Origin of the sequence: Microcoleus sp. (genome assembly GCF_049646505.1) — a bacterium.
In the GTDB taxonomy this organism is placed as follows: Bacteria; Cyanobacteriota; Cyanobacteriia; order Cyanobacteriales; family Microcoleaceae; genus Microcoleus.
In genome coordinates, this window is sequence record NZ_JBARVX010000520.1 from 1 (window position 1) to 14,885 (window position 14,885).

At 44.7% G+C, this 14,885-nt stretch carries 8 protein-coding genes; 3 read left to right on the forward strand and 5 right to left on the reverse strand.

All coding sequences use genetic code 11. The features are described from left to right. From WBA89_RS24635 to WBA89_RS24645, 3 genes are all read left to right on the forward strand, one after another. Positions 1-505 (forward strand): SDR family oxidoreductase (locus WBA89_RS24635; protein WP_424410132.1); only part of this gene is annotated, 505 nt, incomplete at its 5' end. A 240-nt stretch (positions 506-745) separates the two neighbouring features. Continuing rightward, entirely contained in the window at positions 746-2,521 is a 1,776-nt protein-coding gene (locus WBA89_RS24640) for a hypothetical protein (protein ID WP_424410133.1), read from the forward strand. Positions 2,522-2,613: 92 nt separating this feature from the next. Further along, positions 2,614-3,588 (forward strand): glycosyltransferase family 2 protein, encoded by a 975-nt coding sequence (locus tag WBA89_RS24645; RefSeq protein ID WP_424410135.1) that lies wholly within the window; start codon positions 2,614-2,616, stop codon positions 3,586-3,588. 287 nt (positions 3,589-3,875) lie between these two features. Here WBA89_RS24645 and WBA89_RS24650 read toward each other — a convergent pair whose 3' ends face one another. The 5 genes from WBA89_RS24650 to smc all read right to left on the reverse strand — a co-directional run bounded on the left by WBA89_RS24650 (position 3,876) and on the right by smc (position 14,869). After that, the gene (locus WBA89_RS24650) at positions 3,876-5,708 is read right to left on the reverse strand and encodes a DUF6798 domain-containing protein (RefSeq protein WP_424410136.1); all 1,833 of its coding nucleotides are present in this window, start codon (positions 5,706-5,708) and stop codon (positions 3,876-3,878) included. 104 nt (positions 5,709-5,812) lie between these two features. Beyond that, on the reverse strand, positions 5,813-7,963 hold the full coding sequence (locus tag WBA89_RS24655) for a hypothetical protein (RefSeq protein ID WP_424410164.1): 2,151 nt from the start codon (positions 7,961-7,963) through the stop codon (positions 5,813-5,815). A gap of 13 nt (positions 7,964-7,976) precedes the next feature. Continuing rightward, positions 7,977-9,056, reverse strand: a complete 1,080-nt coding sequence (locus tag WBA89_RS24660; protein WP_424410137.1) for an SGNH/GDSL hydrolase family protein — start codon at positions 9,054-9,056, stop codon at positions 7,977-7,979. 478 nt (positions 9,057-9,534) lie between these two features. After that, complete coding sequence (locus WBA89_RS24665; protein WP_424410138.1) at positions 9,535-10,548, reverse strand: PRC-barrel domain-containing protein; 1,014 nt, start codon at positions 10,546-10,548, stop codon at positions 9,535-9,537. Positions 10,549-11,002: 454 nt separating this feature from the next. Beyond that, the gene (gene smc, locus WBA89_RS24670; protein WP_424410139.1) at positions 11,003-14,869 is read right to left on the reverse strand and encodes a chromosome segregation protein SMC; all 3,867 of its coding nucleotides are present in this window, start codon (positions 14,867-14,869) and stop codon (positions 11,003-11,005) included. Between the last annotated feature and the right edge of the window lie 16 nt (positions 14,870-14,885).

A 14,885-nucleotide genomic window follows, 5' to 3' on the forward strand; every position in this document is an offset into this window, starting at 1 on the left:
TTACGGGAAGTCAAAATTAGCAGGGGAGGAAGCAATTCGGCAAGCGGGAAACCGACATATTATTATTAGAACCGCGTGGGTTTACGGCAACGGCGGCAAAGGTAATTTTGTCAAAACTATGCTGAGGTTGGGAAAGGATAGAGAAGAAATTCGAGTAGTAGCAGATCAGATCGGCAGTCCAACTTGGACAGGCGATTTGGGGGCGGCGACTGCCAAAATTATCCCGAATCTAGGGCCAGAAACTTTTGGAACTTACCACTATACTAACAGCGGTGTTTGTAGTTGGTACGATTTTGCGATCGCCATTTTTGAAGAAGCAGAAAAACTCGGCTTTCCCCTCAAAATCAAGCGCGTAATTCCCATCACCACCGCCGAGTATCCAACACCCGCAAAACGTCCCGCTTTTTCGGTTCTCTCTACGGTAAAAATATCAGCACTTCTGGGCGCGCATCCTCCCCACTGGCGGCAAGGACTCAGACAAATGCTGGCAAAAGAAATGAAGTGAAAAATTGAGTAAACATCAAAACGTGAGGGCGGGTTTTGTTCAGAAATTATCTGTTATAAGCTTTACTACGTTTAGTTTGTATCTGTGGGGTTCTGTTTATTCCCCGGAGATCCCCCTAAATCCCCCTTAAAAAGGGGAGTAGGGGTTGACTTTGAGAGCTTTCTTGTTCCCCCTTTTTTAAGGGGGGTTAGGGGGGATCTAGCAAAACCTGCCCATCAATTAAACATCTTCCCCAAATCCATGAAATTAAAACAAAAATCTATTTTAATTGCGGCATCAGTTATCGCGATTTTGATACCAGCCTCCTATATTTTGTACCTGATATCGCAAGCGGGAGACTTGTCTAATTTTGATTATTGGTGGATGACATGGAATTTTTATTCAGTAGATGGTTTTTCGACAAATCCGTTTAATTGGATATTTCGGGCAAACGAGCATTTTGTCTTCATTCCGGCAATTATCTATGCCTTGAATATCACTGTCACCAAAGGTTCAAATATTGGTTTGTGCTTAGTTGCGTGGTTTTTAGCTTTGATTCAGTGCCACGTACTAATTGCTTTGTTGCCATTAAAATTGAGGCGCGATCCTCTGCTGTTTATCTTGATTGTACTTAGTATTTCTATTTTTACTTTTACTCCGGCGGCGGCTCACAATTGGATGCGGGGATTCAGCGGTGTTCACTGGATAATTGCTAATTTATTTGTAATTTGTTCGATATTTTGTTTGCAATTTTATGCAAAGTTTTTGTCAGATAAAAAAGAGGCGGAAATCCTAAATATTCATTCCCATGCAGAGCCTGGAAACGAGGGATGGAAACCAAATAACTGGGTAATTGGAAGTATTGTATTTGGAATTTTCGGCTGCATTAGTTACAGCACTCCTTTGGGTTTGTGGCCGATATTGTGTGCTGCTGCGGTTGTGCTGCGGTTTCCTCGGCGAATAACTTATTGGTATTTCGGTGCTTCGATTGCAGTGGTTGGTCTTTATTTCTTAACTTATAAAACTCCAGCAAATCACCCTTCTTTAACTAAAGTTAACCCGCTCAAAGCTCTCGAATATATTCCGATTTATCTCGGTGGGATTTTTAGCGAAGATGTGATTGTCGCATCAATTTTTGGTATAATTGGCTTGATTTCTGTAACGGGTTTTATCAGTTATTGGCTATTTGTAAAAAAAGTAGATCGCCTAAATTGGCTGCCTTGGCTGTCAATTCAATTGTACGCGCTGCAAACGGCGTTAATGGCCGCTGTTAGCCGATCGGGATTTGGCCTCGAACAGGCCACCGCTTCCCGCTACGCGACACTCCCCGCCTTGTTTTGGATGAGTACAATTGTTCTCGCAGTCTTGTGCGTGCGGGAGTTTCAGCCGGCACCGAGAATCCAAGGTTGGCTGATACCGCTGTTTGCAGTCACCACAGCCGCCGTTATTTTAATGTACGGGGTGGGAGGCGAAACTGCAATGGCGATCGCCCGCAGAGCAACCTATCAACCATTAGTATCACTTTCATTGCAATTAGGCATCACCGACGTAACATTAATTAAAGACAAAGTAGGCAACAAACCTGCCGCATTTGTCGGATTAATCGATGCTTTAAAAACTAACAACTTAGTACCATTCAATCGAAACATCAAAAAACACAATTTCTGTGCAGCATTAGACACAAAAATCGATCCCAATTTACTTTCAGCACCCAAAGACGGAGTACCCGGATATTTTGATACAATAACTACCCTCGCGCCTCAAGCAGCCAGAGTAATTGGCTGGGTGGGAAACCCCGAAAACAATGTAAAATGTATTGCCATTCTCAACCAAGAAAATGTCGTTCGAGGTTTCGCAATGTCAGGATTTCCGCGTCCCGACTTAGTTAAATTGTTTGGCCCTTCCTACGAATTCGCAGCTTGGAGAGGATACGTTCAAACATCGCCAACAGATACATTATTGACAGCCTATGCCTCATTTAAAAACCGTCAAGGCTGGGTAGCTTTGCGAAACTCCCAAGTTCTCGATAAAAACTAAAACACCTCTCTTTCTGATTCTCTGCGCCCTCTGCGCCCTCTGCGGTTAATAAAAAAATCTCATTTACAACACAAATGAAATAGAATAGCTTTATGCCAAAAGACCTCAGTTTCGTAATCCCCGTTCACAACGAAGAAGCAACGATCAAATTGCTCTTTAAAAAAATAAAAATTGTCATGTCCCAAACCGGAATTGACAGTTACGAAGTCATTTTCATAGACGACGGCAGCCGCGATGCTTCTTGGCGAGAAATCGCAGATTTAGCCAGCCAACATCCCAAACTAATTAAGGCCATAAAAATGCGCCGCAACTTTGGCAAATCCGCCGCACTTTCAGCAGGATTTCGCAATGCAGCAGGAATAATTATCTTTACTCTCGATGCCGATTTGCAGGACGACCCAGCCGAGATTCCCAAATTTTTAGATAGTTTAGAATTGGGATTCGATTTAGTTTCCGGTTGGCGCAAACAGCGGAACGACCCGCTTTCTAAAACCTTACCTTCCAAGCTGTTTAATGCCGTTGCGTGTTTGATGACTGGGGTAGAAATGCACGACATGAATTGCGGTTTCAAAGCTTATCGCCGGGAAGTTTTGCAGTCGATTAAATTGTACGGGGAATTGCACCGCTACATTCCCGCTTTAGCAAACAATTTAGGTTTTAAAATTGGTGAAGTAGTCGTCGAACACCATCCGCGAAAACATGGAAAATCTAATTATGGTTGGGAACGTTATGCGCGGGGTTTTATTGATTTGTTGACGGTGTTAGCTACGACGCACTATTTGCACAAACCGGGTCATTTGTTTGGGGGATTGGGATTGTCTTTTGGCTTGGTGGGAACTGTTTCGCTGAGTTATTTGATTGTGATTTGGTTTCTGAATTTGGCGGGGATGAATTTGGGGCCGATCGGCAATCGACCGTTGTTATTTTTTGGGATTTTGTGTACAATTCTGTCGGTGCAGTTGATTTCTTTAGGGATTTTGGCTGAGTTGATTGCGCGGAATGTGGCTGCTGATTATGTGGATAAGCAGATTTGTGAAATTATTGATGATTCGGGTTTTGATGTTTAACTGGAAATAAGATTTTGCGGTTGAAACCGCCAAAAATTCAAACAAAGCCAATAAGATTCGGCGGTTGAAACCGCGTCTACACAAACAAAGTCGGCCTGCGCCGACTAGAAGATGATTCGCCGGTTGAAACCGCCGAATCATCAAGGGGGTATGTTACTAATACCAATTTCAAAAAATAATGCAACAGTATTCTTGTCCCCCCCCTTACTAAGGGGGGGCTCGGGGGGGTCAAAGACTATTACATGATTTTAGAGAAATGGTATAATTTCAAATTTCGAGGAATAGTATTACCTAATTTTCAACAGTATCCATTTACCTTGTCTATCTACTATTTGACCGTCAATATTTGGATGCCAATCGCTGCGAGTCAGGATATAATCGGCATGATAGTTTAGGGCTACTTTGACTAAATCCGTACTGCTGCGGCGGATGAATAAGTCATTTCCTCCCCAAATCATTTGCGGGTTTAAGGGAACTCCTAAAATAGCTTCCATGCGATTTTTCCACTGTTTGATGCCTTTGTCGGTAAAAGGAAAGTTCTTGAAGTTGACGACAATCGCTCTTTGGGATAAAAATTGAAAACTGGTAACTGATGGTGGAATTAATACGAGTGCGTCTGGGCTGCTAATTTGCGAAAATCGCACAGCTAATCTGCTTAAATCGTCCGTGGGAACTGCATTGATATTGATTCTGGTTTGAAATACATTTAATATGGGTTTTGGTAGAATTCCGGCTACTCCCAGAACTAAAATTGCAGTAGCTAGCAAAGCTAAAATATGAGTTACAGTCTGTTTTATAGATGTAGGAAATGATGTTTTTTGGAGGATGAATGGAAAAGCGAGGATTGAGAAAAAGACTGGGAGGGTGATTATTCGATCGCCTATTATTTCCAATGAATCAGTCAGCGGATATGTTAAGCTAAAAACAAACGTTCCTGCTGCCAAAATCCACAGCAATATATTGTATTTTTGGGGAAGTATGTAGTTTTTATTTTGCCAAACAGCTAATCCTAAGAAAATGATTCCTCGAAAAGGCAAAGTCATTGCAGAGAGTATTAGCAAGCTAACAGGTGCTTGTTTTTGCGGGTCAACTTCATCTAGCGTCAAAGCAACCGCAATAAATATAATTATTTGAGCGTAAGGTACTGTTCTAGCTAGTTGTAGTTTGGCAATAAAAGCCTGGGGGTAAACTTCCACAAATATGTAATTTAGGAACAGTGCAAAAATTGAGGTTCCCAGAATCACGTAAAAATTTATTTTGTCTTCTTTTGGTAGTAAGTTTGTTTTTTTGATGCAAAGCAAGCCGCCAAGAATAAAACAGATAAAGTTGAACCAATTCCCGACAGCCCAATTTGACGGGAGGATGTGGTGGGGATTGCGGACTTGGGCGTGAATGAAGACAAACTCGGCGTTGTCGATAGTGTGAGTGCTCGTAGTACCTGTTAATAACATGGGTACGTATACTATACTTGCCATTGCTGCTAAAAGTGCGATCGACAAAATCAATGTTTTGAACTTCCGCCGCCTTGCAGATTCAATCGCTAAAACGGGAATCATCATCAATCCTGGTAGCAAACCCACTAAGAATTGCAGCAAACAAGCTAGTCCAAAAAAGAAATATCCTCTCAACCATTTTTGACGCAAACTAAAGTAAATTCCCCAGATTGCGAAGGCCATCGCGAAGGTACTGGGTACAGATTTGGTGGAAAATATCAGGGTGTTACCAACATCTGTAAATGACGCGGCTGTACATAAAAAAGCCATCGCTGCTGCGGGCAGTTTGGAATCAGTATAAATCTTGATAATTGCGTAGCAGGCTAGGATAAATGAACCGAAGGCTAGGAATTGATAAATAAAATGCGCTAGGGGAATGCTTGTTCCGAAGTTGGCTAGCAAATAGATGATATAATAATAGTAGTATCGGGGATTAAACTTAACCATTTCCTGAACGTAATAATCGTTTTTGTACAGTTCAGGATTTAACATAAATTGAATTGGTGGCACTTCGGGGAAATTGCCGCCAATGGGGAAAATGTAGCCAGTTGCCATCAGGGAACCGATGATGACAAAAGTATAGAGAGATAGATTAAAATACCTGTGGGATGTTTTATTTTTCTGCATTAATAGTTGATTTTTTTTAGCAGATATTAGGTTCGACCGTTTGGATTTTGGCACTCTCTCGATGAATTAAGCAGGAATTGCATTTCGAGCCAAGGAAGATGATATTATTTAGGCTTGCTGCCTACAGATAAATTGTTCATTTCTAGCTGGCATTGGTTTGTTAATTCCTGTTTGTCGCGACTCAATACTTCAAGCAGCAAATAAACTGGATTTTTACCCCCAACAGATAGATTTAGATCGATCGCACTTTTGGCACCATACTCCATCTTCGCAGAGTCTATCAACTTACCTTGTTTGTCCCACAAAGTCAAGCGCAGGGCAACTCCCGGACATTGCTGGTTAAGTAAAGCGAGTTGGCCGGTAACTTGCGCCCTGTCTGAAATAGCACCTAAATACAGAAAAGATGTATCGAGTTTCGTGCTATTTTTAATGGGAGGAGTTACAATTTTATATAGGTTATCCGATTCTCTACTGACTGAATAATTGGCACTTGTGTAAATTGACTGACGCAAGCTAATCCAATCTAACTGCCCGCCCGGTCGATCGCCTATTTGTTGCTGCATCGCGTATAAAGTGCGAACTGCTGTGCCTGTATCCGTGGGACGAATTCTCCGATAAATGCTGACAGTCACGCCGTTTTCTAACTTAAACTGTTGTGGTAACAACTGGAAATCGCGGGAAATTTCCCAGTTGTGAGTAAAGACATCATAGATAACTTTAACAACATCTTGCTCGTGCGATCGCAAAACTTGTTCGTCACCCGGTAACACCTGCTGAAAAGGTGTAGCAACCGCCGCATATTGCGCCTGTAACAACTCCGGTAGCGGGTAACTATCGCGGGAGTCAATTTGCGGCCTCCCGATGGTATTTAACTTCCACCAACCCTCCGGCGGGTTTAATTGGCGATTAGCTTGTCTGAGTATATTAGCATTAAAACTGTTAGAAGCACCTGCAATATAAATCGGTTCTTCATCCGGTGCTAATTTTCGCAGAAACTCTACTAATTTTACAACTTCGCCGTAGTCCGATCGCACTAACGGCCCAAAATTACTCACAAACAGTCTTGACAAATCAACCTTAACAGGAATCAACCCCACGGCTGCATTCACAATCAAGTAAAAAGCCGCCGCGCCCAGCATCAAATACCGGACTTTTCCCTTGAGAGTCAGCCAAATTGTCCAGAAAAATGCCGACAATCCCAAAAGTGCGATCGGTGTCACATGAATTGTATAGTGCAAGTAGCCGTAACGCAAGATTAACAACCATTCAACCAGCGACAAAACCCCAAACAAACAAACAAAAACAGCCGCTTCATGCACCAGAATTCGCCTCAGAATCCCCGCCGAAAAACCAATCAGTACCAACAGCCAAGTTCCCAAACCGTAAAAAGACGCATAACGAATTAAAATATCATCAACCGGCAAACTCCAAGCCACATATAAATCGCGATAATTAACCGTTAGAGCACTGCGAGTAAAATCTCCCGCTACCAACATTAAAACACTAAAAGTAGTCGCAGCTATCAAACCCAATTTGATCCCAGATTCAACCAAATCTCGGTAGGGAGATGGCAATGCCGAATTTTTACGGTATATTTGTACGATAAACTCTATAATAGCCTGTAAACTAGCTGCACCCAAAAATGCGATCGCACTATAAGCAAAATGTCTCCGCAACAGAATCGCCGCCGCCAGAAAAACCCCAATTAACGGAACTTTCCACCAAGATTTCAGCTTAACATCCTGCAAATAAACCAAAATCGCCAACCCTACAAATACGCAGCCCCCCGTATCCAAATATCCCCGCAAAGTCGGAATCCAACTCATCGGAATCAATAAACTCAGCAGCACAGTTGACCAAAAAACCCGCTGCGGATAAACTGGAATCAGCCTTGCAGAAATTGCCCCCAACAACAAGCGAAAAGGCAGCACATAAATCAGCGAAATGCTGAGAATGTAACTCAACCGAGAGTCACCAAACAACAGAATAAACGGCAATAACGGCAGAGAAATTAACAGATTTTTTTCCTTAGCCAGCGATTCTATAACTCCAGCCCACGCTTTCTGTGGCGAGTCTCGAAATACATTAGCCGTATTGACTGTAGCGGTGTTGTATCCCGCGTAATCCCACCAATAAAAAGTACGTTCGCTAGATACATAAATTGAAGTTACCCCCACTGTTACCAGAACAACTAAAAACAGAAAAAGTCCATCAATCAGAAACTTGCGACTCAACTTAAAATCAAATATTTTCATCACTCTAAAAAACCTAATTAACTCCAAAACTTCCTCTTTCTTCCTTAGCGCCCTTCGCGCCTTCGCGGTTCATTAACTCTTGCAAAAAAACATCCAACTTTTCCGCATATTGCCGGTTCGCCGCCGCACTCGGATGAATATCGTGAGGTAAATTATTATTTCCCGGTACTTGCAAATCAACCGAAATATCTACTGTCGCAATTCCATCCTGACTTAACTCATCCAACATCTTAGCAGAACCCGCATTAATTCCCGCCACAACTAACTTAATATTATTAGCCTCAGCCACGCGGTTAAATTCTTCAATAATTGCCTTAGAAACATCGTGACTTTTGTACAATTCCTCCTCAAATTGATTGTAATTAACCTCCAGCAAATTTACTAAAGCCGAAACTCGCATCAGCGGCCACTCGCGATATTCAAGTTTTGTCATGCTGTAGGTAAAATTATTTTCTCCATTCAGCCTAGCATCCGGCTGCAACAGAATGCCGAGTTTATTCCAAGCAACCATTTGCTTGCTTCTCGCCCTCAATAAAGTATTGCGCCTATCGTGAAATCCGGCATAGGCAATTACGACAATTTTGGGTTTATTTCCTTGTTTTAGTGCTTCTTTAAATTGAATAAACGAGTGCAGCGTGCCGTAGCCGTTAACGCCAAAATTTACTATTTCATACTTAGGTAATCTTTCTTGTAACAACCACGCATAAGTTTCGCTGTCATTCAATGACCAACCGTAGGTAAAAGAACAGCCAAATATCCATATTTCCGGCTTGGTTGACGATTGATTGTAAGTGTTGAGCGGGTGTGTTATTCTTAAACTATTATTGAGATGAGTTGCGTTAAATGAGTAGTTGCCGTTAAGCGTGACTTTGAATTTTCCGGGTAAATGCTTGTAACCGAGTTCGGAGTCTTTGGTGAAAAAGTTACCTTTCGGTTCCACGGCTACATCGACATTTTCTATTTGCCAGGGTTTGTATCCGGCAACTCGCAAGACAATTTCAGCCGCAGTGGTGGATAAAAAAATTGGAAAGATTAGATAGGTTATTAATCTGAAAGCAATATTTTTAGCAAGTTTTTTTTCGACTTTTAACATGATATGAAGTGTCAGCAAAAGTATAGTAAACTGCCATGCAATTATTATCTAGTTTGTGGATTTAATGTAATGAGATTGAGCGCCTTTACCGCATCCCCCAACCTACCCTACTAGATTGTTTTTGGAAAATTAAATATTATCCGTAAAACCAGTGCCTAGAAAATATTGGTTTAAACTCGCATTTTCCACCAATATCAGCAACGGGCTAGAAGCCCGTTCCACAAAAAGTGCATTTTCTTGTGGGGTGGGCCGAAGAGCCCGTCCCTAAAAGGCTTCCACACGAATGGTGCAAGATATCAGTTTAAACTCACGTCTTCCACCAATATCAGCAACGGGCTAGAAGCCCGTTCTACAAAAACTAAACTTGATTGTGGAACGGGCATCTTAATTGTGGAACGGGCATCTTAATTGTGGAACGGGCTAGAAGCCCGTTCTTAAAAAGAGTGCAAAATATTGGTTTCAGGTAATTGATTAATTCCTAATAATTCGCTTCCTCCTCGTATTCGGGAGTCCTCGTCTTCTCAGGGATATTCACCCGAGGAGGGTTGTAAGGCTTGGGCGCTTCATCGTCAGCCCAAGCATCCGCCTCCACATCATCCTCGTACTCGTATTCAACCACCGGCGGCTTGGGGCGAGAAATTTCAGGGCGAGTGTACGGCTTCTGTTCGTACTCCTCGTCGTCGTAATCGTCCTCGTCTCCCCAATTATCCTTTTCGTAATCATCATAATCGTCGATCGTCGGTTCGGGCTGCACTGCGCGCATCTGCTGTCGCACCGGCGGCCGGTTCCACTGCGAATCCTCGTCCCAAGGAACTTCCTCCACCGCAGGCGCTGCTACTCGGCTACGCATTTCCGGTGCAGGTATCCGCACGCCGGGGCCCAATTGATATTCGGTAGCAACGGGTTTGGGATAATACCCTTGCTCGTCCTCTTCGCGTTCCCAAGGTGCTTGGCCCAAACCTACGCGCTCTAACAAACCTACGCTAAGCTGCCTGAGCCTTTCTTCGGAACCTTCAAACACAATCAAGCGGTTCGGGCCGCTGCTGACAATTTCTTCAATCCCTAACTCGTAAGTGCTGAGAACTTGGTCGGGGATTTGGGGGATTCCTAGGGAAGCGATGATGATAGAAACTAACTTACCGTCTTCGGGGTCGAACCTAAAGCCCCGCACCCTACCCAAAAGTTCGCCGGTTTCGGTAATAACTTCGCTGTTAATCAAAATGCTGTAGATTTCAACATCAACATCATCTTCGATCGCGCTTTCATCTTCCACCAACAGCACGTCGCCGATTTCGCTGACATTGCTGAGGAACATAAACCGCGGCATTCCAGCAACTGCGAACATATTATCGCGCAGACCGATCGCCACAACCTCTCGCCGATCGATGTCCACCCACAATTGACTGACTACACCCAAGCGCTTACCTCTGTCGCGGGTGATGACTTGAGTGCCTAGAATATCGGAGCGTTGGCAGATTTGTTCGGATGTCATTATAAGTTTAGTCCTGATTTATCATAAAAATGGGCCTAAAACCCCCGTGCTTCTAGCACGGCTTTGCTGTATGCTTGTAGTAGTGGAAAGGTAATCAACCACTCTAAAAACCTAGCTGTCAAAAGACAAAGCGCTGAACCTTGAAAATTGAATCTAAGCGGTTTTACTGCATTTTTCGCTTACTCCACCTCGCAGTAGGTAAAAGATTCAGAGGAGCTAGACAAACAGCATTTGAAGCGCATTTGCTTCAAACTGAAACAGGACTTGCCTCAAAGCAAATAGGGTAGGGCATACCCGAATTAACGCAAGGGCGTGAGTCCCACCTCTGGGCTAGAGACTTCAAGGAATCTAGTTTAAGTGGTCTCGGTGAACCAAGAATCCTCGTACCTGATAGTCGAGGAGTGTCAACAAGTATATATATCACTGAACACCGTCATCAACAGAGACACCGGGACTACAACTTAAGTCCGATGACTTGAGTATAAGCTCCCCGCGCTTGAGTAACACCAATTGTACGCTCTGCTGATTGAATCATAGGTCGCCGCAAACTCACAACAATAAACTGGGCTTGTTCGGACTGTCGTTTTATCATTCTAGCTAATCGCTCCACATTTGCCCCATCCAGAAACATATCCACCTCATCAAAAGCGTAGAACGTAGACGGGCGGTAGCGTTGTAGCGCAAAAATAAAACTCAGCGCCGTCAGCGACTTTTCGCCTCCCGACATAGAAGCCAGCCGCTGTACCGGTTTCCCCTTCGGGTGAGCGACCAAATTCAAACCGCTGCTGAAGGGGTCTTCCTGGTCATCTAGCTGAAGATACCCGTCCCCTTCGGAAAGTTCCGCAAAGATAGTCTGGAAGTTTTCGTTAACCGCGTCAAAAGCTTCTTTAAAAGCGCGCCGCCTCAGCGTGGTAAAGTTTTCAATTCTCAACAGCAGTTCAGTGCGTTCTCCGGCCAATGTCGTCAACTTTTGACTCAATTCTTGGAGGCGTTCTTGAGTGCGGTTGTACTCTGAGAGGGCTAGCATATTCACAGGTTCTAGGGCTTGAATGCGTTTGGCGATCGCCTTTACTTCCTGCTGCAATTCAGTCAAATTAGCTTTCTCGACATTTTCGGGAATCGACGGCACCGGGTCGGGCATTTCCGCCCGCTGCGCTTCCAGTAGAGTGCGGACTGCAGCTAATTGTTCCCGGCGTTCTTGCTGGGTTTCGTGGAGTTTTTGCAACTGCCACTGCAACTGCTGTTTGGCTAAATGCTGCTCTCGCAGTTGAGATTCTGCCCGATCGCGATCGCCCTTTTCCACCCCCAACTTTTCCTCAATTTGAGCCAAAGCAGCCTTAGCTTCCGCAATTTGGCGATCGAGTTCCAACTGCTGCGAAACAATAGCAGCGATCGCATCCGCCCCCGAATTTTGCTGCACCTGCCATTCCTGCAATTTCTCGCCGCCTTCCTTAATTTTCTCTTCCAAGCGCCCGAATTGATTTTCCAAGTCTACAAGGCGCTGCTGGGCGGTTCTGAGAGCCAATTCTCGCTCTTGCAGTTGCGCTTCCAAAGCGCGCAAACCCGACTGCATTTGCTGCCATTCGCTGTGACTGTTGGACTCTTCCAACTGCGCCAAAGTTTGGCGGTACTGCTGCAATTGAGTTTCTTGCGCCGGCAATTCTCCCTCCAGCAACTGCAATCTCGACTGCGAATCAGTTAATTCCTGAGTATTTTTAGCAATTTGCGATCGCACTTGTTCCTGCTGCGCTTGCAGCTTCTTAATTTCCGCATCCAACTGTTCCCACCGCAACTGATTTTCGCGCAAATTCTGTTTCGCCTCCATCAATTCTTGGCTGCGAGTTTTTACAGCAACAGCAGCGCCGTCAATCGCCATTTTGCACCGTTCCAAAATCCGCTCAATTTCCTCTAGACGTTCTTGCAAAGCAGCGATTGTCCGGGCTTCACTAGCAGCCTCGCTAACCTCAACCGTGCCAAAATGCAAAGTAGATCGATTAGTAGAACTTCCCCCAGTCATCGCCCCGCTAGTTTCCAGAATTTCCCCATCCAAAGTAACAATCCGGTACTGTCCCAAATAGCGGCGGGCATCAGTGAGATTGCTAAACACAACCGTACTGCCAAAAACATAAGCAAAAATTTCTTGATAGCGCGCATCGCAATCAATCAAATTCACCGCCGCATCCACAAACCCCGCCGCGCGCCGCAAATTTTCATTCACCGAAAACCTGCCGCCTCGAATCTTATTCAAAGGCAAAAACGTCATTCTTCCCGCCCGTTTTTGCTTCAACAATTCGATCGCCGCAGCCCCCACACTGTCATTTTCCACCACCATATTTCCCATGCGCCCGCCCGCAGCAATTTCCAGCGCCAACTGAAAGCGCGGCTCCACCCTGCCCAGTTGAGCCACCAAGCCGCAAACTCCGCCAATTCCGCTTTGCGCGATAATTTTTGCAGTAAACGTGCCTGTCGCTTCTTGTAGTGCTTGAAACTGCACTTCTAGCTTGTCTAACTTGCGCTGTCTTTCGCGCTGTTCTTCCAGCAAGCGAGTTTGAGTTTCCTGTTGCAGTTGCAATTCTTGTTCTGATTCAACTAAAATCTGATTCAGCGATTCTACTTGCAAAGATGCCAGATTTTTGGTTTCCACAAGTAGGGATTGCTGATTTTTTTTGCCTGCAATTTCCTGTTCCAATAGTTGCAGCGATTGGTTTTGTTCTTGAATTTGACCTTGCAGGCGATCGGCTCTTTCGCCAATAGTAGCTTGTTCTGTACGCTGCGGTTCCAAAGTTTGTTGAATTGTTTCAATTTGGCGGTGCAGTTCCGTTTGCTGCTGCACCCAAGCTTCTGCTGTCGAGGCGATCGCACTTGCAACTTCCCGACTTTCATCTAAACTTTGCTGGGCTGCGTCCCGCTGTTCCTGAAAACTCCCCTGCTGAGACTTAACATAAGATATTTCAATCTCAATTTGCTCCAAACTTTGCCGAAATTGCCGAACTTCTTCCTCAGTTTGTGCTATGTTTGCCGCCATTTGCCCAGCAGTTGTTTCCAAATCCTGTTGGCGGTTTTGCAGTTGCCGCCGCTGGGCTTCCCCAGTCGCAATACTTGCTTGCAAAGCCAACAGTTCCGATTCTCCCAAAGCTTTAACCCGCGCGTTCAGCGCATCGAGTGCGGCGGTTGATTCTTGAATTTGGGTGCTGATTGCTTGCAGTTGTTCGGTGAGAGAAGCTACACTGCGATCGCCCGATTCGATTTGTTCCCGCAGTTTCCATTCTTGCTTTTGCAACTGTTGGAATTTCAGGACAATTTCCCACTGCGACTTTTCTTGAAATTCCGCCCGCAACTTTTGATATTTTTCCGCTTTTGTGCGGTCGGAAGCGAGTCTCTCTCGCTGAGAAATCAGCTCTTTTTCCACAATTTGGCTGCGTTCTTCCACTTCCTTAACTTCATCCAACTTCTGCCTAGCTAGAGAGATTTTGCGATCGAACTGAGCCACTCCTGCAAGTTCGTCAATAATTTCTCGGCGTTCCTTGGAATTCATCGAAATAATGCTGGTAACATCTCCTTGCAAGACGACGTTATAACCTTCGGGATAAATTCGCAAGCGGTTGAGTTGTTCGTGCAGTTGAGTCAGCGTGCAAGGTGCGCCGTTAATGTAATAAGTTGAAGTGTAAGTACCTTGGCGAGTTACTCGCAGTTTGCGCGTCACGCTCCACTCATCGGATTTGGGATTTGGGATTGGGGATTTGCGATTGTTGGCGAGCAGTTGTCCGTTGTTGTCTTGAGTTGCTGCAATTTCTATTTCTTGGATTTCTTCAACCGATAAATCATCGGAGGATTTGGGATTAACAGCAGAGGATTGTTCGTGGTTATCTCGAATTTCTGCAACTTCTGCAACATTCAACTCCGGCGATTCTGGATTAGCAGCAGAAAATTGTCCGCTGTTGTTTTGAGTTGCGGCGATTTCAACGGTTTCGACTTCTGCTGCTTCAACCGACAAATCATCCGCTGCATTTTCTTCCCCATCCTCATCTTCATCCCGCGCGAACCATTCATCGCCCACATCTTCCAGCGCAAAAGTCGCAGTCACGCTAGCTTCGATCGTACCGCGCTTGTTTTGAGCCGTGTTCACCAAATCGGGCAAACGTTCGGCCCGCATTCCCTTAGAAGTCGAAAGTCCCAGACAAAACAGCAAAGCATCGAGGATATTGGACTTCCCAGAACCGTTGGGCCCGGAAACTACAGTAAAACCGGGCAGCACGGGAATGGACGTTGTGCCGCCAAAAGATTTAAAGTTAGTTAGTTCGATCCGCTTAATGTGAACCATGTGCTAGGACTAGCTT